General features: G+C 63.3%; 22 protein-coding genes. 2 read left to right on the top strand and 20 right to left on the bottom strand.

All coding sequences use genetic code 11. From position 1 onward, the window contains the following. Positions 1-26: 26 nt before the first annotated feature. From L0U82_RS21105 to L0U82_RS21065, 9 genes are all read right to left on the bottom strand, one after another. Positions 27-752, bottom strand: a complete 726-nt coding sequence (locus L0U82_RS21105; protein WP_233834181.1) for a GntR family transcriptional regulator — start codon at positions 750-752, stop codon at positions 27-29. Beyond that, entirely contained in the window at positions 728-1,834 is a 1,107-nt protein-coding gene (locus tag L0U82_RS21100; RefSeq protein ID WP_233834179.1) for an extracellular solute-binding protein, read from the bottom strand. The genes L0U82_RS21105 and L0U82_RS21100 overlap by 25 nt, the downstream gene beginning before the upstream one ends. A gap of 49 nt (positions 1,835-1,883) precedes the next feature. Next, positions 1,884-2,765, bottom strand: coding sequence for an ABC transporter permease (locus L0U82_RS21095; RefSeq protein ID WP_233834177.1), 882 nt, complete (start codon positions 2,763-2,765; stop codon positions 1,884-1,886). Then, on the bottom strand, positions 2,762-3,649 hold the full coding sequence (locus tag L0U82_RS21090) for an ABC transporter permease (protein ID WP_233834175.1): 888 nt from the start codon (positions 3,647-3,649) through the stop codon (positions 2,762-2,764). Before L0U82_RS21090 ends, L0U82_RS21095 begins: the two co-directional genes overlap by 4 nt. Then, entirely contained in the window at positions 3,642-4,937 is a 1,296-nt protein-coding gene (locus L0U82_RS21085; RefSeq protein WP_233834173.1) for an ABC transporter ATP-binding protein, read from the bottom strand. The genes L0U82_RS21090 and L0U82_RS21085 overlap by 8 nt, the downstream gene beginning before the upstream one ends. A gap of 8 nt (positions 4,938-4,945) precedes the next feature. After that, a complete protein-coding gene (locus L0U82_RS21080) occupies positions 4,946-5,419 on the bottom strand; it encodes an aromatic-ring-hydroxylating dioxygenase subunit beta (RefSeq protein WP_233834171.1) in 474 nt (157 codons plus the stop codon). 95 nt (positions 5,420-5,514) lie between these two features. After that, positions 5,515-6,816, bottom strand: coding sequence for an aromatic ring-hydroxylating oxygenase subunit alpha (locus tag L0U82_RS21075; RefSeq protein ID WP_233834169.1), 1,302 nt, complete (start codon positions 6,814-6,816; stop codon positions 5,515-5,517). Between the two features lie 93 nt (positions 6,817-6,909). Then, positions 6,910-7,884: an extradiol dioxygenase gene (locus tag L0U82_RS21070; RefSeq protein WP_233834167.1), complete on the bottom strand. Its 975-nt coding sequence runs from the start codon at positions 7,882-7,884 to the stop codon at positions 6,910-6,912. Between the two features lie 149 nt (positions 7,885-8,033). Continuing rightward, positions 8,034-8,876, bottom strand: coding sequence for an alpha/beta fold hydrolase (locus tag L0U82_RS21065; protein ID WP_233834165.1), 843 nt, complete (start codon positions 8,874-8,876; stop codon positions 8,034-8,036). A gap of 302 nt (positions 8,877-9,178) precedes the next feature. On the opposite strand from L0U82_RS21065, the gene L0U82_RS21060 reads away from it, so the two are divergent. After that, a complete protein-coding gene (locus tag L0U82_RS21060; RefSeq protein WP_233834163.1) occupies positions 9,179-10,159 on the top strand; it encodes a LysR substrate-binding domain-containing protein in 981 nt (326 codons plus the stop codon). A gap of 16 nt (positions 10,160-10,175) precedes the next feature. Here L0U82_RS21060 and L0U82_RS21055 read toward each other — a convergent pair whose 3' ends face one another. The 6 genes from L0U82_RS21055 to L0U82_RS21030 form a co-directional block, all read right to left on the bottom strand. Next, positions 10,176-10,925 carry a GntR family transcriptional regulator gene (locus L0U82_RS21055; RefSeq protein ID WP_233834162.1) on the bottom strand — a complete coding sequence of 250 codons (750 nt, stop codon included), beginning with the start codon at positions 10,923-10,925 and terminating at the stop codon, positions 10,176-10,178. A gap of 80 nt (positions 10,926-11,005) precedes the next feature. After that, the gene (locus L0U82_RS21050; RefSeq protein ID WP_233834160.1) at positions 11,006-12,103 is read right to left on the bottom strand and encodes an extracellular solute-binding protein; all 1,098 of its coding nucleotides are present in this window, start codon (positions 12,101-12,103) and stop codon (positions 11,006-11,008) included. A 27-nt stretch (positions 12,104-12,130) separates the two neighbouring features. Next, positions 12,131-13,081, bottom strand: a complete 951-nt coding sequence (locus L0U82_RS21045; RefSeq protein WP_233834158.1) for a VOC family protein — start codon at positions 13,079-13,081, stop codon at positions 12,131-12,133. 13 nt (positions 13,082-13,094) lie between these two features. Then, the gene (locus tag L0U82_RS21040) at positions 13,095-13,637 is read right to left on the bottom strand and encodes an aromatic-ring-hydroxylating dioxygenase subunit beta (RefSeq protein WP_233834156.1); all 543 of its coding nucleotides are present in this window, start codon (positions 13,635-13,637) and stop codon (positions 13,095-13,097) included. Beyond that, positions 13,637-14,983 (bottom strand): aromatic ring-hydroxylating oxygenase subunit alpha, encoded by a 1,347-nt coding sequence (locus tag L0U82_RS21035; protein WP_233834154.1) that lies wholly within the window; start codon positions 14,981-14,983, stop codon positions 13,637-13,639. The genes L0U82_RS21040 and L0U82_RS21035 overlap by 1 nt, the downstream gene beginning before the upstream one ends. Positions 14,984-15,035: 52 nt before the next feature. Next, the gene (locus L0U82_RS21030) at positions 15,036-15,884 is read right to left on the bottom strand and encodes an alpha/beta fold hydrolase (RefSeq protein WP_233834152.1); all 849 of its coding nucleotides are present in this window, start codon (positions 15,882-15,884) and stop codon (positions 15,036-15,038) included. A 398-nt stretch (positions 15,885-16,282) separates the two neighbouring features. On the opposite strand from L0U82_RS21030, the gene L0U82_RS21025 reads away from it, so the two are divergent. After that, positions 16,283-17,482, top strand: a complete 1,200-nt coding sequence (locus tag L0U82_RS21025; protein ID WP_233834150.1) for an NnrS family protein — start codon at positions 16,283-16,285, stop codon at positions 17,480-17,482. Positions 17,483-17,541: 59 nt separating this feature from the next. Here the strand turns inward: L0U82_RS21025 and L0U82_RS21020 are convergent, their stop codons facing one another. The 5 genes from L0U82_RS21020 to L0U82_RS21000 form a co-directional block, all read right to left on the bottom strand. Beyond that, positions 17,542-18,645 (bottom strand): ornithine cyclodeaminase family protein, encoded by a 1,104-nt coding sequence (locus L0U82_RS21020; RefSeq protein ID WP_233834148.1) that lies wholly within the window; start codon positions 18,643-18,645, stop codon positions 17,542-17,544. Between the two features lie 25 nt (positions 18,646-18,670). Further along, the gene (tcuA, locus tag L0U82_RS21015; protein WP_233834146.1) at positions 18,671-20,170 is read right to left on the bottom strand and encodes an FAD-dependent tricarballylate dehydrogenase TcuA; all 1,500 of its coding nucleotides are present in this window, start codon (positions 20,168-20,170) and stop codon (positions 18,671-18,673) included. A 34-nt stretch (positions 20,171-20,204) separates the two neighbouring features. Further along, positions 20,205-21,599, bottom strand: coding sequence for an MFS transporter (locus L0U82_RS21010; protein ID WP_233834144.1), 1,395 nt, complete (start codon positions 21,597-21,599; stop codon positions 20,205-20,207). 82 nt (positions 21,600-21,681) lie between these two features. After that, positions 21,682-23,058 (bottom strand): MmgE/PrpD family protein, encoded by a 1,377-nt coding sequence (locus tag L0U82_RS21005; RefSeq protein WP_233834143.1) that lies wholly within the window; start codon positions 23,056-23,058, stop codon positions 21,682-21,684. After that, positions 23,055-24,449: an MmgE/PrpD family protein gene (locus L0U82_RS21000; protein ID WP_233834141.1), complete on the bottom strand. Its 1,395-nt coding sequence runs from the start codon at positions 24,447-24,449 to the stop codon at positions 23,055-23,057. The genes L0U82_RS21005 and L0U82_RS21000 overlap by 4 nt, the downstream gene beginning before the upstream one ends. Between the last annotated feature and the right edge of the window lie 14 nt (positions 24,450-24,463).

The following is a 24,463-nucleotide window of genomic DNA, read 5'->3' as shown; positions in this document are numbered from 1 at the left end:
TGAAAAGTAAGGACATCCACGCCCGCTCAGCGGCGCGGCTTCAGCGCGCTTTCGCGCAAAACCTGCAACAGTCGACGCGACGTGCTCTCGACATGCTTGCGGCTCAATTCGGCGAGACCGTCGGCATCGCCCGCCTTGAAGGCTTCGAAAATCTCGCGATGCTCGACTTCCGACGCATCGAACGAATGCGTCATCGACACTTCGATATTCACGTAAGGCTCGACCGAATCGCGCAGATTGCTGGCAACGCGCACCAGCGTTTTGCGCCGGCTCGACGAGATGATGCGTTGATGAAACTGATAGTTCAGCGTGGTCCATTGCTGCGCGTAGTCCGCTCGCGCGCGATCGAGCGTGCGCATGCGCTCCAGCAACTCGCCGACCGCCGCGATATCTTCGGCGCCGCGCGAGCGTGCCGCGACCGCGCCGGCGTGCTGCTCGATCACCATCCGAAGCTCGAACACATCGACGATTGCACTCGCATCCAGTTCGGCGACCGCATAGCCGCGCCGCGGCCGCTGCTCGATCAGCCCGACCGCTTCGAGCCGCGTCAGCGCTTCACGCAACGGCACGCGGCTCACGTTGAAGCGGCGCGCCAGTTCTTCCTGGCGCAGCGGCTGCCCCGACACCAGCACGCCCGACACGATGTCCGCATGCAGTTGCCGGTAGATCACCGACGGCAGCAGCGCGGGCGTGATCTCGGCGAGACCGGACAGCGCCGGCAACACATTTACTTCGCGAACATCGCGTTCCATTGCGCAACCCATTGGTTCAGATACGGCAGCAGTTTCTGCGGATCCGGCGAATACATGTCGTCGAACGAGAAGTGATCGCCATACATGTTCACGCGCTTCGCTTCCGGCAGATCCATCGCCATCTTCAGGCCCGCGTTGGTGGTCGGCGGATAGCCGAACTTGCGCGCGATCACCAGTTGCGCTTCCGGCGTCAGCGCCGCGTCGATGAACTTGTGCGCGAGCGCGAGTTCCTTGCCACTGACACCGGACGGCACCTGCCACGTATCGACGCCGAAGGCCCAGCCATAAGTCTTGCCGCCGATCTTCAGATTCAGCGGAATGAACTCCACCGGCTGCCCGGCGATCTTCATCGCGTAGCAACGGCCATCGGAGGTCGGTGCGAGCCATGTCGAGCCCGATTGCAACTGCGCCTGCGCATCGCCGGATGCGGTATAGAGCGAAGTCGGTTTCATCGCCTGCAGCTTCGTGAACAGCGGCTTCGGATCGGCGAGCGGCATGTTCTCGCTGTCGGCGATCGCCTGCATGCCGGTCGCCCACCAGAAGTTCGACGGTGTCGGCAGGATCGTGTGACCGGCGATCGCCGGATCGAACCAGCCGTCGATGCCGGTCGGAATCTTGATGTTGTGCGCCTTGTACTGCGCAACGTTGATGCAGGTGCCGAAGCGGAAAAAGTCGAAGCTCGGGCCGTAGCCGGCGACCGGCACCGCGCCTTTGGCGAGATCCTTCGAGCGCGGCATCTGCGCGTAATCGAGCTTCTGCACCGCGCCCGCCTTGATCGCCTGCGCGAGCGCGAGGTCTTCGAGCGCGATCACCTGGAAGGTCGGCTTACGGTTCTTCGCCACCAGCGCCTTCGACAGATTGTCGTTCGACGAGCCGGTGACGATCACGAGCTTCGCGCCGGTTTCCTTCTCGAACTGCTCACCGTACGTCTGCATATAGATCTGGTTCAGATCCGAATTCACACCGAGCACGGTCAGCGTCATGCCCGTGAATTCCTGCGCGTGCGCCGCGCCGCACATCAGCGACGCGAGCATCGCGGCAGCCGACGCGCCCCGCACGATGCAACTCTTCTGATTCGACATGGTGTGCAAAACTCCCCCGTATGGTTGGATCAAAACAAAAGACAACGTATTAGCGCGTGGCGACCGCGCGTATGCCGATCACGCGGCCGAGCAGGAACGTCACCGCGACCGACAGGCCGACCGTCAGTGCGGCCGCCGCGAAAATCACCGGCGACGCGGACAGTTCGATCGCCGAGAACAACGTGACGGGCAGTGTCGAACTGGTCGAATCGGCGGATAGAAACAGCGACAGCGTCACGTTATCGAACGACACGACGAACGCGAGAATAAAGCTTGCTGTCAGCGCGGGTCGCACCAGCGGCAGCGTGACGCCGCGAAACGTGCGCATCGCCGACGCGCCGAGCCCCGCCGATGCTTCCTCCAGCGCCGGATCGATCGCCGCGATGCGTGCGAGCGTCGTGCCGACGATGTACGGCGTGACGAGAATCGTGTGCGCGATCACGAGCCCGGTGAAGCCGCCGATCGCGAGCTTGTCGCTCCACGCGGCGAGCGCCGCGTAGTACTGGTACATGCCGACCGACAGCACGATCTGCGGCACCAGCAGCGGGCTGCGGAACAGCGACTCGAACACGCCCTTGCCCGGCAGCGCGCCGCGTACCAACGCAAACGCAGCGGGCACCGCGATCAGCGAGCCGATCAGCGCCGCGGCCAGCGCGACTTCGAGGCTCGTATAAAACGCCTGATACCAGATGTCGGGGATCTGCCGGAACGATTCGAGGCTCCAGTGCTGCGGCGGAAACAGGATCAGTGGCGGTGCGTTGAACGCGGTGCCGATCACCGACACCAGCGGCGCGATCAGAAACAGCACGGTGAGCGCGAGCAGTACGCGCAAGCCCCAGCGGCACGCGATATCGCCAGCCCGCGACGCGGCGCTGACCGTGAACGGCACATGCTCGCGCGCCGTGTGAGGAGGCAACGTGGTCGTAGTCATGACGCGGCTCCTGCGAGAGCGGATTCGCTGGCTGACGGCGCGTGCTTCTTGACGCGCCGCGTGCGGATAATCGACTTCGCGAGCGCGGTGATCGCGAGGGTCAGCACGATCAGAATCGCCGACAGCGCGGCCGATTTCGGATAGTCGAACACGGTCAGCAACTGGTCGCGAATCGCCAGCGACACCAGTGCGACACGGCCACCGCCAAGCAGCGCGGGCGTCGTAAATACCGAGGTCGTCGTTGCGAACACGATCAGCGCGATGGAGAGCGCGCTGCGATACGTCTGCGGCACGATCACCGACCAGAACGTGCGCCATTGCGATGCACCGAGTCCGATCGATGCTTCGAGCTGCCGCGCCGGGATCGCTTCGCACGCGGGCAACAAACCGAGCACCGCCACCGGAATCGCGCCGTGCACGGTGCCGACCACGATCGCCGCGAAGTTCGAGCCGACCGGCAACGGCGACGACAGCACACCGAGCCCGAGCAGTACGCGGTTGAATGCGCCGCTCGCGCCGAGCAGCGTCTGCCAGCCGAGCGCAAGCGCCACCGCGCTGCTGAACATCACGCCGACGACGAGCGCAAATAGCGCCCGACCATAACGTGCCGAATGCGCGATTGCATAAGCAACCGGAAACGCGAGCACGACGCTGCCGATGCCGGTCAACGCGCTCAGTTCGAGCGTGTTGACGATCGCGCGCGTGAAGTAGCCATCGCCGGCAATCGCGCGATAGTTCGCAAACGTGACGACGCTATCGAAGCTGCCTGGCCCGGTCGATTTGAATACGCTGACGATCAGGAACGTGAACTGCGGAAACACGAAGAAGATCAGGTACGCGATGATCAGCGGTGCGATGCCGTAACGCCAGCGTTTGCTATGCATGGCTCGCTCCCGGTGTGGTTTGCGCAGCGGCCGATGCTTCGTTTGCAAGTTCAACGAGCCGCAGCGGCGCGCCATCGCACGGCAAGCCGGCCGCATTCTCGGCGATCACATGCGCGTCGTCGAGCGACCAGCGAATCCACACCGGCTGGTCGGGCATCATCTCGCCGCTCGGATCGACCGCCAGCAGTTCATGCTCGCCCGCGCGGATCGACACCATCACGCTCATGCCGGCGAAGCGCCGCGACACGACCACACCCTCGCTCCAGCCGGGCGCGGCTTCGGTCTGCACGCGCACTACTTCGGGCCGCAGCGACACGAACAGATGACCGACATCGTCGTTCAACGGGCGATCGAGTGCGAAAGGCTCGGCATGGCCCGGCAGGGTGATCGACTGCGCGCGGGCGTCCGCGAGCGGGATTTCCATCAGCGAACTGCTGCCGACGAAGCGCGCGGTGAAGCTGCAATTCGGCGCGAGATACACCTGGCGCGGCCGGTCCGACGAAACGATGTCGCCGCGATTCATCACCATGATGCGATCGGACATCGTGAACGCTTCGCCCTGATCGTGCGTGATGTACAGCGTGCTGATATTGAACTGCTGCTGGATGCGGCGAATCTCCACTTGCATCTGCTCGCGCAAACGCAGATCGAGCGCGGCGAGCGGCTCGTCCATCAGCAGCAGATCAGGCCGTATCACCAACGCGCGTGCCAGCGCGACACGTTGCTGCTGACCGCCGCTCATCTCGTGCGGATAGCGGCCTTCGAAGCCGCCCAGATGCATCGCGTCGACGATCTCGGCCACCCGCGCCTGCAATTGCTCGCCAGTCACATTGCGGGTCTTCAGCCCATACGCGATGTTCTGCGCGACCGTCATGTGCGGAAACAGCGCGTAGCTCTGAAACACCATGCCGCAGTTGCGCAGCCGCGGCGACACGCCGATCATGCTGCGCGCGCCGATGCGGATATCGCCGGAGGCCGGCTCGACGTATCCCGCGACCGCGCGCAGCACGCTGGTCTTGCCTGATCCCGACGGCCCGAGCAGCGTCACGAACTCGCCGTGTCCGATCGTGAAGCTGACGCCGTTGACGACCGGCTTGCCGCCGTACGCGATCACCAGATCCTGGACCGCGAGCGCGTGGCCGGACGTGGTGGTCGATTGCGCGGCCTGGCTTGCGCGCGGCGTGCCGTTCGTACGCAACGCATCGACGGGCGCCGCGCCGCCGACGCTCGCCGCGCTGACCGCATGCATCGCGCGACCCGCGGCTTTCAGGAACAGTGGCTTGAACATGGCTGACCTCAGAATGGCTGGGTAAGCGTCGAAAACGCCTGATCGCAATTAGTCAGATCGACGCGCTTCATGCGGATACGCCAGGCGTCGCCGCTGCGCTTCAGGTAGTGCGTGTAGGTGCCACCGTACACGTGGCGAGGCGTCGCGGCCCGATCTTCGAGCATCACGAACTTGCTCTCGACGCGATACTCTGCACCCAGCTCGGTGGTCGGTTCGATCCAGTAATTGCCGATCACGCGCACCGTTGCCGACGGCGGAATCTGACTGTGGATCTCCGAGTGCAGCAACCGCTGAACGCGGGTCTGCAACGCGACCGGCTCGTCGTAGAACAGCGATACGTAGCGCGCCGGGTCGGTGTGCGTTTTCGACGCGGGCACCCAGTAGCAGCCGTCGTCGGCGAACAGCGCGTGCCACGCGCGGAATTCGCGCGCGTCGAGCAGGCGCGCCTCGCGTTCGACGAAGCGGATCAACTGCTGCGTCACGGATTGATCCATTACCGGGGGGGGCGCATCTTGCATCAAAGTGGACATGTCATTTCCTCTGCATTCGAAGGTCTAATCGGCTCTCAATTCGACGCTCAGGCGGACATCAGATCGCGCCACGCGTAATGCCGCATGCGCTGGCCGACTTCGCTCGCGCGCGGGCCGAAGAACACGCCATTGCCTTCGTCGATTTCATCGCCAAGACCGCGCGCGACCAGCACCCATTCCGGTCCCGGCGCCGTCAGCCCTTGTTGCTGACGGCGGAATGCTTCGAGGTCGTCGGTTTGGATAAAGGACGCCGCCGAATGCGTGATGTTGCAGAACTGGATGATCTGTTTGTTCAGCTCCTCCGGCGCGCCCTTCAGACGTACCGGGTAAATGCGCACTTCGGTGCGGTCGTGCGCGAGCGGAATCACCACGCGCACCGCCGTCTGCACCATAAGGATGTCGAGATTCGGAAACAGCGTCATGCTGTGGCGGCGGTTTTTCAGGATGTCGTCGGCCTTGTCCTGACCGTGCAGCGCGATCAGGCTGTTGCGGTATTCGTCGATCACACCGCCGCGCTGATGCGACTCCGGACCACCCTGCGTATCGCCGAACAGGCTCGCTTCCGAGCTATGGCCGTTGGCGAAACCGCGCACGCCGGTCTTGATCGCGACCGGCTCGCCATCGGCGCCGAGAAATGCCGCGCGTCCGCCCTCCGCGCCCGGACGGCGCTTGAACTGCATGCCGTCTTCATCGACGGTCGACATATGGCATGCGACCGGGTGATACATGTCGGCGAGATTGTCCGTTTGCAGCTTCCAGTTGCCGTCGTACACATAGCGATGGCAACCCGCCGACAGTTCGATCGCGCCGTCCGGCGCGCGATCGACGATCTCGTCGATACCGCGCGCGGCTTCACCGAGATAGTCGGCGAGCGGCGCGACATCTGGATTCATACTCGCGAACACGAAGCCGCGATAGTTCTCGACCCGCGGCAGCACGCCCATGCCGGCTTCCTTGCGATCCAGACACTGCTCAGGAAAGTCCTTGCGCAACGGCACGCCCTTCAATTCGCCGTCGAGACCGAAGCCCCAGCCGTGATACATGCACAGCAGCACTTTCGCGTTGCCCGCTTCGCTGTTGACGACCTTCGCGCCGCGATGGCTGCAACGGTTGAAGATCACGTTGATCTGACCGTTCATGCCGCGCGTCATCACGACCGGCATCCGCGCGAGTTCGGTGCAGAAGTAGTCGCCGGGATTCGCGACCTGGCTTTCATGGCCGACGTACATCCACACGCGTTTGAAGATTTTCTCCATCTCGATCTCGAAGATCTCGGGATCGGTATAGATGCTGCCGTGCACGCGATCTTCGCGTACCAGCGAGCGCAGATAATCGTTGTCGTAGCTCATCAAATGTCCTTGCTTCGGTTAAGCGCGGCTTAATCGGCGATTCAGTATCGATTAAGCGCTGATCAAGCGCCGTGGTTCGTATCCGTCAAACAATCACAGGTCGTACACCAGAAAGCCCATGCCGCAGATCCATTCGACGCACGGCTGATAGCCGAGCACGCGGGCACGCCTGCCGCGCACCGCGCCCATCGTCACGGTCCAGTTGAGGATTTCGAGGCCGCCGTGGCCGCCTTGCGATTCGATCTCGTCATTGGTCAGCGACGTGATGAAGTCGACGTCGCCGCGCGCGTACGCATCGAGAATCGCGCGGTCCCAGCGTTCGTTGACGAGCGGCACCGTGCTCGTGCGCGCCATGTCGATTTCGTAGGCGCCGAGGTCGGTCATCAGATGCGGATCGTCTTCGAGCACCGCGCGGCCTTCGGTCTGAAAGCGCTTCATGCGCGTCAGAAAGCCCTGCTGATCTTCCGGACGATCGCGCCAGAACGGCGGCCAGTGCGACAGCCCGCCGGTGGCCAGTACCGCGACGCGCAAATCGCCGGGCAATGCCTCGATCGCCTCGCCGAGTGCAACGCCGAACCCATACGCGCGGCGCGTGGTCGCGACCGGCGCGCTGAATACGTTGACGAATACCGGCACGATCGGAATATCGCCGGCCGGACGAATGAACTGGATCGGCACCATCAGGTTGTTGCCGTATTCGATCTCGCCCATCCGCGCGACGTCGAAGCCGCGTTCGACCATCGCGCGCAGCAGCGCTTCCGCTTCACGCGGCGCGCCGCCGAATACCGTCTGCTTTTTGAGTTGCAGCGCTTCGAGCCAGTACTTCGCCGGGCCAACATGCTGGTTGGCGACGCCGATCGCGAACACCGGCATCAGGTTGCGATACAGGTTCTCGAAGTGATCGTCGAGGATCGCGACGATCAGATCCGGCTTTGCGGCCTCCAGATAGGCTGCTGTCTCATCGACCGCGCGTTGCATGTCGCGCCGCATGTCGGCGGGCGGATGATCGGGCCAGCCGAGCATGCCGGGCGCGTGCGACATGCTGATCGCGGCTACCAGTTTGGACATCACGTGTCTCCTATGTCGACCGGAGTTAGCGCTTTAGCTGTCGATCCGGAGTTGGCGCTTTAGCGCTTACTCCGGTCCCATGCAAAGCTCTTACTCCGGTCCCATGAAAGGTGGTTGCTTTTTTCCTATTAGGTACGCGGTGCGCGCGTTCAGGCCGTTGCGCGATCGAACTGCACCAGCGTGCTGAATGCGCTGCGCACCAACGCGCAGATCTTTTGCGGATGTTCGACCGACGGCGCATGACCGCATTGCGCGATCAGCGCGAGATCGGCGTGAGGGATACGCTCGGCCAGACGGATCGAGGTTTCTTCAGCAGGACACGCGAGATCATTTCGGCCATGCACGAGCGTGTACGGCACGCGGATGCGCGCAAGATCTTCGTCGCTGATTTCCCATGTGTCCGCCAGCGGTTGCGGTCGATCGAACATCTGTGTGAAGTAATCGCCATAGTCGCCGTTCGACAGCACCGCCCAGCGCTTGGCGAGCTGATCGTCGGTGATCGCGGACGTGTCGTGAATCAGACTCTTCATACTGATACGCAGATCGTCGAGCGAACGCGGATACGTCCACAGCCGCTGCAAATGCGCGTTGACCGGAAAGCGCGTGCCGACCGAGCCGGTCGTGATCACCGCCGCGACGCGCGGCTCGCTCGCCGCGAGCCGCAACGCGACCGCGCCCGACATCGAATGACCGAATACGCCGATCCGCCCGGCCGGCATCCGTTCGATCAACGCGCGTGCCTGACGGACCCAGAACTCGAAATCGAAATACGGCGCGCTCTGCTTGCGCGCCGAACGCCCGAAGCCGATCCAGTCCATTGCGAACACATGAAAGTGCTCGGTCAGAAACGGCATCACCGAACCGAACGCACTGGCGATCGACGCGCCCGGGCCCAGGCCGTGCATCAGCAATAAGGGCAGACGTCCAGCCTCGGCGCCGGTATAGCCGGCCACCGCATGTCCTTCGAATTCGAATGGCAGATCGTCGAGCATCAACGCTCCAGAGTGATGAGGTGTAAGACCGATTGCGAGTGCGTACACTGAATATTGTCTACAGAGATTCGCGGTACTCGCATGCCTGTTTCAGCGTCAACGGCAGATCGCCGATCGCACCGCCTCGCGGCAAATGCTTGCGTACAGGGGACTTGGTGAAAACCCTATCCGCAACGACCCGGTTGAACGCCTGACGATTTTTGGATTCAAAATCGCTTCAACTAGGCATCAGATTATTGGTGCAATAAGCTCGCGTCACCCGATCATTTTTCATCCGCTGATAAAGAAAAATTCACCTGCCTATGAGCCGTCCGCTACCCCTCACTGCGCTTAAAACTTTCGAAGTCGCCGCGCGTCTGCTGAGTTTCAAGCGAGCCGCGCAAGAACTGAACGTGACGCCGACCGCGGTCAGTCATCAGATTCAGAATCTCGAAGAAACGCTCGGCACCAAGCTGTTTCGCCGCCTGCCCGGCGGACTCGAACTGACGAGCGCGGGCGAAGTCGCGCTGCCGTGTCTGCAGGACGGCTTCGGCAAGCTGAAGGATGCGATCGAGCTGATCGGCAGCGCGAGCGGCGGCGATGTGCTGACGGTGCTCGCACCGCCGTCGTTCGCGATGCGCTGGCTGATGCCGCGTCTGCATCGCTTTGCGATGCAGTACCCAGGCGTCGATATTCGCGTGTCGACGCGCACGCGTGAATTTGCGTACCGCTCGCTCGGCGGCACGCGCGCGGTGCAAACCGATTCGCTGCAATCGTGGTGCGACGAACTCGACGTGGTCGTCGCTTTCGGTGCGGGCGACTATCCGGGCTTTGCGGTCACGCCGCTATTTCCGCTGTCGATTACCGCGCTATGCGCGCCACAACTGCTCGACACGCCACCGGAATTGACGCTCGAAACGCTGGGCCGTCATCAGTTGCTACACGATGATCGCGGCCTGATGTACGGACCGCAGTCGTACTGGAATGCATGGCTCGAAGCACAAGGCATCATGAATGTGGATACGCAGCCGGGTCCGCATTTTTCTCATTCGATCCTCGCGCTGGAAGCGGCCGTCGATGGACTCGGCATCACGGTCAGCACGCCCGCGCTGGCACGCGAACATCTGAAAGCCGGCAAGCTCGTCAAACCTTTCCCGTTCGAGCTGACGCTCGAATCGACGTACTACCTCGTGTCGAATGAACATGTAGCACGCCGCGACGCGGTTGCCGCGTTTCGTGCGTGGGCGCATGCGGAAGCACAAGCAGAGCGCGACGAATACGAGCGAGCGCTGGTGCGCGAATAAGACGGACCGCCGCGCGTTAGCGGTCCCGTGACTGCGCGGCGATCGCTCTCGCGCGCACCATTTTCAGCAGGCGCCGCGACGCATCCTCGACATGCTTGCGGCACAGTTCGGCGAGGCCCGTTGCATCGCCCGCGCGAAACGCTTCGAAGATATCGGTGTGCTCTTCGTCGGCGTCTTCGAACGACGCAATCATCGAAATATCGACCGCAAGATACGCCTCCACCGAATCGCGCAGATTGCGCGCGATTCTGAGCAGCCGCTTGCGCCGGCTCGCTTCGATGATCCGCAAATGAAAGCGGTAGTTCAGCGCGGTCCACTCCTGCGCGTAATTCGGCGACGCACGATCGAGCCTGCGCATCGCGATCAGCAATTGCTCGACCTCCGCGATGTCCTCCGGCGTGCGTGCCCGCGCCGCGATCGCGCCCGCATGCTCCTCGATCACCATCCGCAGTTCGTAGATCTCGACGATTGCCTGCGCATCGAGTTCGACCACCGCATAGCCGCGCCGCGGCCGCAATTCGATCAGGCCTTCCGCTTCGAGACGGCTCAGCGCTTCGCGCAGCGGCACGCGGCTCGTGCGAAAGCGGCGCGCCAGTTCCTCCTGACGCAACACCTTGCCCGACGCGAGCACGCCCGACACGATGTCCTGATGCAGTTGCCGGTAGATCAGCGACGGCAGCAGATCTTCCGCGTCGGCATCGTTGTCGGCCGCGAGCGCGAGTTCGTCGGCATCGGCGTGAGATTGAGGAGCAGTGTTTCGGGTCATGTCGGAACGATAAGAAAGCGGCGTCGCGCGATACAGCGCGGTACAAGCGGAAGATCGATGATACCCCCACGCGCGCGGCTTTATTGCGCGAAGGTCTGATTCCACAGCTCGATCCAATGGTTCATCACCGGCAGGAATTGCGCGGCATCGGGCGTATACAGCGAGTCGAACGAAAAGCTGTCGCCATACATATTCGCTTTCTTCGCCTCCGGCAATGCTTCGGCCAGCTTGATGCCGGTGAAACTCGCGGGCGGATAGCCGAACTGGTGCGTGACCGGCAATTGCGCGGACGGATCGAGGCTCAGGTTGATGAAGATATGCGCGAGTTCCAGCTGTTTGCCGGTCACGCCGGATGGAATCTCGAACGTGTCGACGCCGATCGCGTACAGATACGTCTTGCCTTTGATATGCAGATTCAGCGGAAAGAAATCGACCGGCTGACCCGCGAGCTTCAACGCGTAACAACGGCCATCGGAAGTGGGCGCGAGCCACGCGGCGCCCGATTGCAACTGCGTCTGTGCGTCACCGGAAGCGGTGTAAAGCTCGATCGGCTTCATCGTCTTCAACTTCGTGAACAGCGGCGTCGGGTCCGACAACGGTATGCCGTAATGTTCGGCGATCGCCTGCATCCCCGTCGACCACCAGAAATTCGACGGCGTCGGCAGGATGTTGTGCCCCACGATCGCCGGGTTGAACCAGTCGTCGACACTCTTCGGCAACGCGATATCGTGCGCCTTGTATTGCGCGACGTTCACGCAGGTGCCGAAGCGGAAGAAATCGAACGCGGGACCATAGCCGGCGACCGGCACCGCGCCTGGTGCCAGGTCTTTCGCGTTCGGCAGCTTCGAGTAGTCGAGCTTCTGGATCGCGCCCGCGGAGATCGCTTGCGCCTGTGTCAGGTTTTCCAGCGCGATCACCGAAAACGGCGGCGTCTTGCCTTTCGCGACCAATGCCTTCGACAGATTGCCCGTCGACGAACCGGTGACGATCACGAGCTTTGCGCCCGTCAGTTTCTCGAACGGCTCGCCGACCGTCTTCATATAGATCGCGTTGATGTCGGAATTGACGCCGAGCACCTGCAGCGTCATCCCCTTGTACTCCTGCGCGCGTGCCGCTTGCGCAACCGTCAGCAGCGATGCGGCGAACAGGCTGCATATCATCGTGGTTTTTGATCTCATCGCGGACCCCGTAGTCGATTGAACGTATCAGGCCGGCGCGCGTTGCCGCGCGTGCAGCGGATTGACGAAGCGCAGCGCGAAGCCGTCCGGATCGTCGAATGTCAGCGCTTCGCGCCGCTCATCGCGATCGACGCGCGCGGCAATGCCGGTGCGTGCGCTCAACGCGCGGCCTAGCGCCATCAGATCGCCGGTCTCATCGAGTTCGAACGTGAACGACTGCAGGCCGCGACGCGCGTCGCCCGCCACTTCGGCGAGCGTCAGATCGACGCGGCCGACACCGCCCGCGAACTGCGCGCGGCGTTTGCCATCGCGGCGTTGCGTATCGAGCGGCGTGAGGCCGGCCACTTCGGCGAAGAATGCCCACATCGCTTCGAAATTCGATGTCGCGATCGTCGCGCCGCACAGATGCGATGGATGCAGCGGCGCGCCGTCGACCCGCGAAATCGGCGCCTGCTCAACATAGAACGGCGTGGCGTCGGCGGGCTGCGCGAGCGGATCCCAATGCGCGGTGACCTCGTCGTCGCGATCGAGGTTGTACACGACGCGCCAGTCGGGAATCGCATCGGCGTAAAACTCGTGACCGTTGCCGTCGGGATCGGACAGATAGATGCTGTGCGAAATCAGATGATCGAGCGCGCGGTACCTGTCGCCTGTTGTTAGCGCACGTTGATACGCGGCGACCAGTTCCGCCTCGTTCTCCATTTCCCAGCCGAGATGATTGAGCCCGACCGCAACGCCGCGCGTTTTCGGAATCTGCACGCTGCCGTCGCGGCCAATGCGATCAAAGCCCTTCGACGTCTCGATCAGACCGATATCGTGATGCGTGTTGCCGTTCGAATGGAAGCCAATCAGGATGTCGCGCTCGCGCCTGACCAGCGCGATACCGCACACGGTTTCGTAGAAACGGATCGAGCGCTCCAGATCGTGTACCCACAGATTGACGTGGCCGAGCCGGCGCGGATGAAAGCGGATCGTCATCGATATCTCCGGTTCAGATCGGCACGCCGATATTCCACAACACCGCGTCGCAATTCACGAGATGCACGAGCTTGCGCGCGATGCGCCAGCCGTCGCCGTGATCGACGAGCGTATGCACGTATTCGCCACCGAATGTGCGCTGCTCGCGCAGACGATGTTCGAACATCACGAACTTGGTGCGCACGGTTACGCGCGAGGCGTTGCCGTTTGTATCGCTGTTTGCGCATGGATCTACATCGGCAAGCACTGGTGTCGACAACACGCGCACCTGACGTGCCGGCGGATTCTGCGAAAACATCTTCGGATGACCCAACCGCCAGACGCGATCTTCGAGAATCGAGCGATCGTCGTAGAACAGCGAAATGCGCTGCTCGGGATCGGGTTCGCCCGGCTCGGCGGGCATCCAGTAGACGGCGTCTTTCGTATACAGCGAAAGCCATGCGTCGAGTTCGCGGCGATCGAGCAGATCGGCTTCGAGCAGCAGAAACGCCTGCACATCCGCACTCGCGGGCACCGGCAAGCGGATCGCCGGTGCGTCTTCGGTCAGCGTCGCCATCACGTGTTCTCCGACATCAGTTGCTTCCAGTAACGAAACTGCGCGCGCATGCCGGTTTCCCATGTCGCGTAGCCGACCTTCTCGTCCGGATACGGACCGTCCCATTCGCGCCCGACACCGCGCGCGAGCATCACCCACTGCGGCTGACGCGCTTGCAGCCCTTCGTACACGCGCTCGAAAATTTCGAGGTCATCGGTTTGCACGAACGAGCTGACCGATACGTGCACATTGGCGTAGCGCACGATGCCCTTGTTGACCTGCTCCGGCACGCCCTTCACTTGCATCGGCCACACCAGTACCTCAGTTTCACCGACGGAAATCGGCCGCACCACGCGGATATGCATGTTGCCGCTGACGCGCACGATCAGGCTCGGGTAGAACACCGCGTTGCTCATATTGCTGTTCTCGATGATCTCGAGCGCGCGTTGTTCGCCATGCCGATCAATCAGACCTTGCCGGTATTCGGGCACTTCGAGTTCGCTGCGGCGTGTTGCATCGGGAATCGTCAGATAGGCCTGGCCGTAGCGCGCGCCGTGCACTTCGCCGTGGTCGTAGTGCGACTTCGCATCGGCTTCGTTCGGGTCCTTGTCGGACAGCACCTTGTAGCCGGTCTTCGCCGCATACGCACGTTGCAGTTGCTGACCGCCGGGACGTACCGTCGATGCATGCGAAAACGGCGGGTGATATTCGTCGAGCCCGTTTTCGAGCTGCATCTTCCAGTTGCCCTTGTAGCGATAGCGATGCACGCCCGCCGACACGAATACCTCGCCGCTCGGCGAGCGGTCGAGCAGATTGTCGATGCCGTCTTTTAGCGGGCCGATGTAATCGACGAGCGAAGGACCGTCGTGCGACGCGCACGCGAACACGAAGCCGCGATAGTTTTCGACCCGCGCGACGCGCGCGAGCGATAAGTCCTCGCTTTGCAGGAATTCGTCGTCGTACGCGGAGCGAAATGGAATGCCGGACAGCTCGCCATCGATGCGGAAATTCCAGCCGTGATATGGGCAGGCGAAGCGGTGCGTATTGCCCTCCGACTCACGGCACACGATCGCCCCGCGATGCGGACAACGGTTGTACAACACATTGATCGCACCCTTCGCATCGCGCACGACGATCACCGGCTGACGCCCAATCGCCGATGTCACGAAATCGCCTGCATTCGGCACCTGGCTCTCGTGCGCCATGAAAATCCACGCGCGATTGAAGACGCGTTCCATCTCGAGATCGAACAGATGCGCGTCGGTGTACACATCGGCGCGCACGCGGTCGTCGCGCACCAGATCGTCGATTGCAAGGTCCGCGTCGGCGCTGTTATGCGTCGGCGGTCGCACTACGGCTTGCTGCATATCGTTCTCCACAGGCTATCGAGGTTGCGCGACGCGAGGCGTCACCATGAATTCAAGCAAGACGTTCGCCTACTTCGCCACCGCGCAGGAAGGTATCGACGGCTTCGTTGAATGCGCTCGCGCATTCGAGAAACGGCAGATGTCCGCAGCGCGCGAAGGTCAGAAGGCGCGCATCGCGCATCCGCGCGCCGCCGCGCCGATGCGCGTCGATCGACGTGCGCGTGTCTTCGTCACCGGCGACGATCAGCGTCGGCATCGTCATACGTTCGAGATGCGGATAGGCGTTGCATTCGGGATCGGCGATCGTCGCGGCAAGCGTGTCGACGATTTGCCGATAGTGATCGGCCGCGCCCGGCCACGCGTACGCAGTCATATGCGCGAGCAGGATGTCGTCGGCTTCGGGCGCGATAAAGCAGGTGTTGGCGATACGCGCGCGCAGCGTCGCGAACGACGGATCCGCGTACACGCGCGAGCCGTTTGCATACACGCGCTGCAGCACTTCAGGCTGGCCGTGCGGCTCGTTGAACACCGAACCGGTGCCGATCAGCACGAGCCGCTCGACGCGCTCCGGCGCATTCAATGCAACCAGCGCCGCGACCAGTCCGCCGAGCGAGCTGCCGACGATCGAGAAGCGTTCGTGACCGAGATGCGTCGCGAGCGCTGCCGCGTGGCGCGCCATCACGACTTGCGGCGCGGGTGCCCAGGCCGAAGGCGCGGCCGAAAAGCCCTGGCCCGGCAAATCCATCGCGACGACCGTGCGCTGCGTGGCGAGCGCATCGAGATTACGCGCGTAAATCTCGGCCGGATAACCGACCGGATGCACGAGCAGCAGCAACGGGCCTTCGCCGGCAATCAGATACCGCGTGATCAGGCCATCGATGTCGGCGAATTGCGTTTTCATCGTAGTACCGGATGAGGGGAAGAGATGTGTTTTATCAATTTCAGTGACGATTTTGTAGACAAAAAATTGGCCGGTCAAGACGAGTTTTGACCAGATCGACAATCGTTTACCCGCGTTATTTAGCGGATGAATTGAATTCATCTGGGCTGGCTGCCTGATTTTCTCGTCTTACCATTGCCGGCGATTGGCCAATTTTGCCTACAAAATTTCCCCGGCTTTTCGCGGTTTTGAATGCACTACGTCCCAACGCACGGCGTGAAGCTCGCCGACAAAACGCCCCTCCGATGAACACCGACATGCCCGTTGCACCGCGCGCCCTATCGCGAACATTCGTCGCATGCGACGAAAAACGCCGACGTATAAGATGAATCAACGCCTAGTCGCCGTTTGGAGCAGCCATGAAGCCGGCCATCAACATCGAATCGGACCGAGTCAACAACACCCCACGCATTGCGCTATGGGCACTCGGATTCAGACCTTTCTACCTGGCCGGCGCGCTGTTCGGCGGCATCGCGATGCTGCTGTGGCTCGGCGCGTTGGCCGGCTGGCCGCTGCTGAATTCCACGTCATACATGTCGGGAACGCTGTGGCATGTGCATGAAATGATCTTTGGATTTGGCGCCGCGATCGTCGTGGGTTTTTTGCTGACTGCCGTGCGCGCGTGGACCAGCGTGAATCCCGCGCATGGCGCCGGTCTTGCCGCGCTGTGGCTGCTCTGGCTCGCGGGCCGGCTTCTGATGTGGCGCGGCGTGAATCCGCTCGGCGCCATCGTGGACGTCGCGTTTCTGCCCGTGGTTGCGCTCGTTCTGTTGCGCGTGCTGCTAACGGCGAAGAATCGTCACAATGTCTTTTTGCCGCTCGCGCTCGGCTTGCTCGCGCTGCTCAACGTGCTCTTCCACGTATGGGCAAGCCATGGTCACAGCGACTGGGCATTACGCGGCGGCTGGTTCGCGGTCGGTATGCTGGTGCTGTTCGTGACGATCATCGGCGGGCGCATCATTCCGTCGTTCACGGCTAATGCGGTGCCGGGTTTCAGCGCAAAGCGCTGGCGTGCCGTCGAAGCGACCGTTATTCCGGCCACTTTGCTGGCGTTTCTGCTCGATGCGCTAGGCGCGCCGTGGTTGGCGATCGTTGCCGTGTCCGCCGCGGCGGCGCTCGTTCATGGCCTGCGGCTCGCCGGATGGCGTTCATGGCGCGTTGGCAATCGCCCGATCCTGCTCATTCTCCATATCGCCTACGCGGGCATTCCATTGGGCTTCGTGATGCTGGCACTCGCCGTGCTCGGCGTCGCGCCGCATTCGGCCGCGATTCATATGTTCACGGTCGGCGTGATCAGTTGCGCAATCATCGCGATGATCACGCGCACTGCACGCGGACATACCGGACGCCCGCTGGTGGCCGGCAGCGTCGAACTCGCCTGCTACGGCCTGTTGATTCTGGCGACGCTGATCCGCGTGTTCGGCCCCTGGTTCGCACCGCGATTCTCGATGAACTGGATCTACGCATCCGGTCTATGCTGGGCAGCCGCGCTGATTCTCTATTGCGTTCGATACGCGCCGTGGCTGGTGCTCGCCCGAGCCGACGGCAAGCCCGGATGAAGTCAGTATGGTCGTTAAGCGTTCAGACGGCGCTCAGGTGGTGCTCAAGCAACACCCACTCAATTCCTGATCGACTGCAAAAAATAGTGATCCGGCAACGACATGCCGAGCCCCAGCCGCGACGCTTCCCGATACACATGCCCGCCCACCGCCGCGAACTGCACGCCCCAATTACCCACCGTGTAGTAGAACGTGATCTGCCGATCATCCGTACGACCAGGCGCACGGCCGCTAATCACATCGGTATAAATCGGCCAGTCCGTCGTATCCACACGTTCTCCACGTGACACCGGCAAACGCCTGCGCTCCTCATCACTACCACCGATGAACGCATTCGGGCTGCCAGACACGCGTTGACTGAAGCGCTCGCTCTCCGCCAGCGGCAACCGTTCGCGACCTTGCGCGATACACACGTCGAAACGCGCGGCCACTTTTGCGTCGAATTCGCGCGGCGTCAGCGCGACCACATGCATGCCCGGCTCCAGCCAGTCGGCGTCGAGCACGGGGGTCATGCTGTCGGTGCAGGTGGCGACGATATCCGCACCGCGCACCGCCTGTTCGGCCGAGCCCACTGCTTCGATACCAATGCCGAATTTCGCCTGCATGTCGCGCGCAAAACGCACACGGTTCGCCTCGCGACGGCTGAACACACGCACGCGCTGGATATCGCGTACCGCGATCAGCGCTTCGAGAAAGGTCTCCGCCATGCCGCCCGAGCCGATCATGCCGACCACATTTGAGTCCTCGCGCGCCAGCAGCCGGGTGCCGAGCCCCGCCGCGCCGCCCACGCGCATATGTTGCAGATGGCCGTCGTTGAGCATCGCGAGCGGCGCGCCGTTGTCGGTGCTGAACAGCATCACCAGCCCGCAGTACGTGCCGGGCTCGACGCAGTACTTCTGCTCGCTGCCCACGCGGCCGTCGGCGTCGCGCGGCCATACCATCACGTCCGATTTGAGGCGGACCGCGAGAATGCCGTCGGTTGCGCCATCGACCGAGCCGAAACGGTAATAGCTGTCGTCGTCGCGTGTCGGCACATACGTGTCGATACGCGGACGCCCAATCGACGCGCCCCCCGGCAACCCGGCGAACGCGAGTTCCTGCACGTCGATGCAAGCGCGCATCGTCAGTACACGGGCCACACAATCGTTATCTATCAGCAGCATCGTAGCGAGTCTCCGGGCTTGCGAATCAGCGCGCGGCGAGCCGCGCTGCCCCCGCGCCGGCACGCCGCCCGAACACGACGCCAGCGACGAGCCCCGTGCCGCTGCCGTAGTTGTGATAGTAGAGACCGCCGACGATCTCGCCCGCCGCGAACAGCCCGCGAATCGGCGCACCCGACGCATCGAGCACCTCGGCCTCGGTCGATACCCTGAGACCGCCGAACGTGAACGTCACGCCGGTGGTCACGCCATAGGCTTCATACGGCGGCGTATCGAGCCGGTTGGCCCAGTTGGTTTTATCGATCGCGAGCCCCTTCGTGCGCAGACCGTCGTGAATGTTCGGATTAAACGACACATCGGGCCGTGGCGCATCGTTATACGCGCGCACGGTACGCAGAAAGCCCTCCGGATCGACGCCCGTCAGTTTCTGCGCGAGTTCTTCGAACGTGTTCGCGGTTTCTTTCGTGATGCGTGCAATCCGGTACTCGTCGCGCAGCAGCTTGACGACCTTCTGATCGAAGATCTGCCACGCGAAAAGTCCGGGCTGGCGCAGTACTTCGTGCCCGTATTTCGCGTACGTGTAGCTGTGGAAGTCGAGACCTTCGTCGAGAAAACGCTCGCCCTTCGCATTCACCAGAATCCCGAACGGGTAATTGTGTTTCTGGAAGCGATCGCCGATCGTCAGGTCACCGTACTCGGGCGCGTTCATGTCCCACTGCACCGCATGCGCGCCCGACCAGTGGCCGGTGACCGCCGCGCCGATTTCCATCGCCATCTTGTGGCCCCAGCCGGTGTTGTAGCGGGTGCCACGCACTTTCGCGAGGTCCCAGTTCGGCCCGAGATAGCGCGCGCGCATCTCCGGGTTCGATTCGAAACCGCCGCAGGCGAGCACCACGGCCTTCGCGCGGATTTCGACCGGCCGGCCATCGCGCATCGCGCGTACGCCTTCGATACCCGTGTCGCCATGCAGCAGGCCCATTGCCTGGGTTCGATAAGCCACTTCGATGCCGGCGTCTTTCAACGCCTGATGCAGTGTTTCGACCAGATGCGTGCCGCCGCCCAGAATGTGGCAGGCAAGGCCACCCCAGAAGCGGAACTTGCCTTCGACGCGAAACGCCTGGCGCCCCAGCGCCGGCTGGAATCGCACGCCGTGCCGCTTGAGCCATAGCGCGGCGTCATAGCTGTTGCCGATCAGTACCTCGGTCAGATCCGGATCGGCGCGAAACTCCGTCAGACGGCCGATATCGTCGAAATACTGCTCGCTCGTATAGGTGCCGAAATCGATATTCGGCAAGTCCAGTTCCGCGATATCCGGCGCGAGCTTCAACAGATCGTCGACGGATTCGTAGACGAAGCGGAACGCGCCGCCGGTAAATGCGGAGTTGCCGCCACGCGCTTCCTGCGGCGCGCTCTCCAGCAGCACGATGCGCTTCGCGCCGCCTTCGCGCGCGGACAACGCCGCATTGGCCGCCGCGTTGCCCGCGCCGATTACGAGTACGTCGATATCATTGAATGTGTCGATGGTCATCAGTTGGCTCTCCAGTTCCAGATATACGCAAACCCTAGCGCCGCGTGTATTCGGCGATGGGCGACAACGCACTCGTGTCGCCCTCGGCATCCACGGCCGGGTTCAAGGTTTCGAGGCTGCGGCCTGTCGTCTTCGGGCCGAACACCAGCGTGATCAGCGCGGTCAGGAACCACGCGCCCGCGATATACATAAACACCGTCGCGTAGCCGTAGTTCGTATAGACGGCGGCGATCACGAACGCATTCGCGACGTTCGCGATCCGGCCCGCGCCGTAGGTGAGACCTGTCGCGCTGTTGCGCACGCCGGTCGGAAACTGCTCGGGCGTGTACGCATAGAGCAGCGTCGCGAAGGTTTGCGTCAGCATGCCGACCGCGAAGCCGAACGTGACGATCAGCACGGGTTTAAAGCTCAATCCGTATAGCAGACCGAATCCGGCGATCAGCAACGCGACCAGCGCGATCAGATGCTTGCGTTCGAAACGATCGGCGGGATAAACCGCGAGCAATGCGCCGAGCGGCGCACCCACGTTGATCAGCGTGAAATACGTGAGGCTGCGCGCAATCGTGATGCCGTGATGCACCAGCAAGGTCGGCACCCACGCTTCGAAACCGTAGAAGCCGATCGTCTGCAGCAGCCAGATCGCGCACAGCGCGAACGTGCGGCGGCGGTACACGGAGTTGAACATCGTCGTCCACGGTTCGCGCGGTTCGGGCGCTCGCGCGACGACCTGCGGCGAAGTCAGTACATTGCCTTCGGCAATGCTGCGTGCCTCCATCGCCGCGAGCGCCGCTTCCGCGTCGCTGAAGCGCCCCGCTCGCACGCTCCAGCGCGGCGACTCGGGAAGCCGCTTCGCGAACAGCGGAAACGCGATGCCCAGCGCGCCCCATACGAACACCCAGCGCCAGCCGTCCGGGCCGTACGGCACGAGCAACCGCGCGACCAGGTTCGTCAACGGAATCGCGCACAGGTTGATCACCATCGCCCACGATTGCCAGGTGCCGCGCGAGCGCGCCGGGAACAGCTCGGCGATATAGGTCATCACCGTCACCATGCCCGCGGAAATGCCGAAGCCGGTGACGACCCGCGCGGCGAACAGATACGGCACGCTCGGCACGACCGCGGTGGCCAGCGAACCGAGCGACGAGATCAGCACGAACAGCATCAGCGAGCGCTTGCGTCCGAGCCGGTCGGACAGCAAGCCGCCGAGCGTTGCGCCGAAGAACATGCCGATGAAACTCGCGGACGTGATCAGCGCAATCTCGTTGATCGCAATATGCCAATGCCGCACCAGCGCCGGTGCCGCCGATGCAAACGTGTTGATATCGCAGCTATCGAAGAACAGCGGAATCGCGAACAGAAACATCCACTCGCGATGCATCCGCGAGTTCGGCAAACGGTCGACGCGCGCGGCGACGAGTAAGTCGTTCATGCCTGTCTCCTTTCAGTCCGGCGGTCATAGCCGCGCGGTTGTTCTTGCCGATGAAGCCGTCCACCGGGCCCGACGGGAAGCGTCAGTGCCGCAAACCAGCTTCGAGTAAAGCGGTCAATGTGGTGATGTCGTCCAGACCATCGATACGCCACAGCATGCCCAACACGTCGCGGCTCGCGTCCGGCGTCAATGCATGATTCGCACAGTCGACAAACTTCGCTTCGATCCGCGCATCCGGCAGCGGATTCGCCGAGGTTCTGCCCGCCGCGCGCGCGACGCGTTGTGACACACGCCGCCCATCGAGCAACTGCACCACGATTTCCGCGCCGAAATGATCGGGCTGCTGGTCCGCCAGCGGATCGGGCTCGGCGACGATCTTCTGCATCAACGCACGAATCGCTGGATCAAGGAACGCGTCGCCCTCGAAGTCGGACAGCACCACGCGTCCGTGCGCGAGCGCGCGGGCCACGCAGTACTGCACGCTGAATTTGGCGTCGAGCGCGCTGGCCGGCTGCGGGCGATTCGTATGCTGAAGGCGGCGTGGATGCGTCCACGACGTTACCGATTCGACATCGTCCGGCTTCAGGCCGTAGTCGCTGACGAGCATCAGCATCGCGTCGATGGCGGGATGCGTGCTGCCGCAACATGGGTACTGCTTGATCGCGATGCCCGGCTCGATGATGTCGAGCGGTTCGGCCCAATGCGTCAATGCGGCTTCCGCGTCGTAATGGCCGGCACCGTTGTAGACGTTGAAGAATCCCTGCCGATGTTCGAACGCCGCATCGCCCGCGCTGAATCCTCCGCGCGCTAGTAACGCCGCGATCAGTCCATTACGCGACGCATGGCCGACATGCAACGGCTTCGTCATCGTGCCGAAATTGGCCTTGATGCCGGACGCGAACGACGCGGCAATCGACAATGCCGTCGCCGTCTGCGCCGCATCCAGTTCGAGCAGATGCGCGGACGCCGCGCACGCGCCGAACACGCCGAGTGTCGCGGTCGGATGCCAGCCCTTGTCGTAGTGGTGGAAGTTGACCGCGTGCGCGATGCGGGCCTGCGCTTCGAACCCCGCCACGTAGGCGGTGACGAGTTGCCGGCCGCTCGCATGCGCGTCTTCGGCCAGCGCAAAAAGCGCCGGCAGGATCGGCGCGGACGGATGACCACCGAGCGTGTTGCTGCAATCGTCGAAGTCGAGCGCATGCGCGGCCGTGCCGTTGACGAGCGCCGCGTCGCTCGGCTTCATGCGCTCGCGCGTGCCGAACACGAGTGCCGCGCCGTTGGAAGGCGCCGCTACAGTGCGCGCGATTCGCGCGCACGGTTCCGCCGCACCGGCCAGCGTCACGCCGATCGTATCGATGATGCCGATACGCGCCCAACGCAATGCTTCGTCGGGCACGTCGTTCCAGCCGAACGCCGCGATGCGTTCGCCCAGCACGCCGGCAATGTTCGCGATGCTCATCGACGCTCTCCTTCTGTCGCCAAAGCGGACGGTGAAACAGGCATCGCGTCGAGCCAGTGCAGATCCGCTTCGTGTTCCACCCGCTCCAGCCGCTCGAACAGCGTGTCCGCCGCGGCGCCGAGCCGTCTCGTCATGCGCATGAACTTGCTGCGCAACTGCGCCGCGGTGAACGGTGTCGACGGGCAGCCCGGATAGTCCGTTTGCGCTTGCTCGATGACGGTACCGTCATCAAGCGTGATGCGTGTGACAGTCGCGAGGCCGACAGCGTCCGTCGCGACCACCGTCACCCGTTGCGCGAGCGCGCGGATCGCTTCGTCCTGCAGCAGACGCGCGCCGAAGGTCGTCGGATCGTCGGCATCGTGCAGCAGCGCCGCCGCCACGCAAACCGGCACGCTGTATTGCGCGAGCACCTGATTGGCCGGCAGCTTGATATCGTGATTCGCGGCCAGGCGCGGCGCGCCTTCGATACGGATCGCGGCAATCCGGCGCGCGTCGACATCGTGCGCGGCGCGCATCTGCTGCGCCGCGTAGACCGGCGTGTGCGCAACGATGTGACACGCGTAGCGCTTCAGGCACAACGTCGATATTTCGTAGCGCGTGCCGAGACCGTCGGTCAGGCGCGTGGCGTCCGACGACTCGCAATACGCGTGCAGAAAACCATGGTGCCCTTCGAGTACGCTCGACGGCCCGTCGAAGCCCGCGCGCGCCAGTTTCACCGCGACGATGCCCGCTTGCGCCGCGCGCCCCAGATGCAGACGTTTGACGAGACCGCCGTCGCCGGACTTCGCGAATTCGAGCAGCCCGCCGCTGAGCGAACCGGCAATGCCCAGCGCGCGGCACAACGTGGGCGCATCGACACCGGCCAGCTTGCCCGCGACAATCGCGGCGCCAAATGGCCCGGTCAAACCCGGCGCATGAAAGCCGCGCGCTTCGGCCGAGTGCTTCGTCGCGCTGCCGATCCGAAACAGCACTTCGATACCGGCCACGAGCGCCGCGAGCAACTCGCGTCCCGATGCGCCGCCGGCCTGCGCGGCAGCTAGCGCGGCCGGCACCAGCGCCGCGCCCGGATGCACGCCGGCGCCGGGCTGCCGCAGGCTGTCGAGTTCGGCCGCGTGGACCAGCACGCCGCCCGCGAACGCGGCCGCATCGGGCGCGACGCGCCGGCTCGTGCCGACAATCGCGCACGGCCCCGCGGCCGCATCGGCGACATAGCGCAGCGCGGCCTGGCCTGCCTCCACTTCGTGTCCATACAACGCCGCGCCGAGTGCATCGATCAGGCAGTCTTTCGCGAGGCGCACCACGTCGGCGGGCAACTGCTCGAAGCGCACGCCGAGCGCATAGTCGGACAACGACTGTGCCGCGGTGGGTGCCGCGGATGAAGCCGGTTGCATGCAAACGTCTCCGT

Origin of the sequence: Paraburkholderia sp. ZP32-5, assembly GCF_021390495.1 — a bacterium.
Classification (GTDB): Bacteria; Pseudomonadota; Gammaproteobacteria; order Burkholderiales; family Burkholderiaceae; genus Paraburkholderia.
This window is presented reverse-complemented; position numbering and strand designations above follow the sequence as displayed.

Coding starts and splice junctions, on each gene's coding strand:
- L0U82_RS21090 (WP_233834175.1), bottom strand. CDS start 3,649: ATGCATAGCAAACGCTGGCGTTACGGCATCGCACCGCTGATCATCGCG.
- L0U82_RS21085 (WP_233834173.1), bottom strand. CDS start 4,937: ATGTTCAAGCCACTGTTCCTGAAAGCCGCGGGTCGCGCGATGCATGCG.
- L0U82_RS21050 (WP_233834160.1), bottom strand. CDS start 12,103: ATGAGATCAAAAACCACGATGATATGCAGCCTGTTCGCCGCATCGCTG.
- L0U82_RS21095 (WP_233834177.1), bottom strand. CDS start 2,765: ATGACTACGACCACGTTGCCTCCTCACACGGCGCGCGAGCATGTGCCG.
- L0U82_RS21030 (WP_233834152.1), bottom strand. CDS start 15,884: ATGAAAACGCAATTCGCCGACATCGATGGCCTGATCACGCGGTATCTG.
- L0U82_RS21070 (WP_233834167.1), bottom strand. CDS start 7,884: ATGTCCAAACTGGTAGCCGCGATCAGCATGTCGCACGCGCCCGGCATG.
- L0U82_RS21025 (WP_233834150.1), top strand. CDS start 16,283: ATGAAGCCGGCCATCAACATCGAATCGGACCGAGTCAACAACACCCCA.
- L0U82_RS21065 (WP_233834165.1), bottom strand. CDS start 8,876: ATGCTCGACGATCTGCCATTCGAATTCGAAGGACATGCGGTGGCCGGC.
- L0U82_RS21105 (WP_233834181.1), bottom strand. CDS start 752: ATGGAACGCGATGTTCGCGAAGTAAATGTGTTGCCGGCGCTGTCCGGT.
- L0U82_RS21040 (WP_233834156.1), bottom strand. CDS start 13,637: ATGGCGACGCTGACCGAAGACGCACCGGCGATCCGCTTGCCGGTGCCC.
- L0U82_RS21045 (WP_233834158.1), bottom strand. CDS start 13,081: ATGACGATCCGCTTTCATCCGCGCCGGCTCGGCCACGTCAATCTGTGG.
- L0U82_RS21020 (WP_233834148.1), bottom strand. CDS start 18,645: ATGCTGCTGATAGATAACGATTGTGTGGCCCGTGTACTGACGATGCGC.
- L0U82_RS21000 (WP_233834141.1), bottom strand. CDS start 24,449: ATGCAACCGGCTTCATCCGCGGCACCCACCGCGGCACAGTCGTTGTCC.
- L0U82_RS21060 (WP_233834163.1), top strand. CDS start 9,179: ATGAGCCGTCCGCTACCCCTCACTGCGCTTAAAACTTTCGAAGTCGCC.
- L0U82_RS21055 (WP_233834162.1), bottom strand. CDS start 10,925: ATGACCCGAAACACTGCTCCTCAATCTCACGCCGATGCCGACGAACTC.
- L0U82_RS21035 (WP_233834154.1), bottom strand. CDS start 14,983: ATGCAGCAAGCCGTAGTGCGACCGCCGACGCATAACAGCGCCGACGCG.
- tcuA (WP_233834146.1), bottom strand. CDS start 20,170: ATGACCATCGACACATTCAATGATATCGACGTACTCGTAATCGGCGCG.
- L0U82_RS21010 (WP_233834144.1), bottom strand. CDS start 21,599: ATGAACGACTTACTCGTCGCCGCGCGCGTCGACCGTTTGCCGAACTCG.
- L0U82_RS21100 (WP_233834179.1), bottom strand. CDS start 1,834: ATGTCGAATCAGAAGAGTTGCATCGTGCGGGGCGCGTCGGCTGCCGCG.
- L0U82_RS21005 (WP_233834143.1), bottom strand. CDS start 23,058: ATGAGCATCGCGAACATTGCCGGCGTGCTGGGCGAACGCATCGCGGCG.
- L0U82_RS21075 (WP_233834169.1), bottom strand. CDS start 6,816: ATGAGCTACGACAACGATTATCTGCGCTCGCTGGTACGCGAAGATCGC.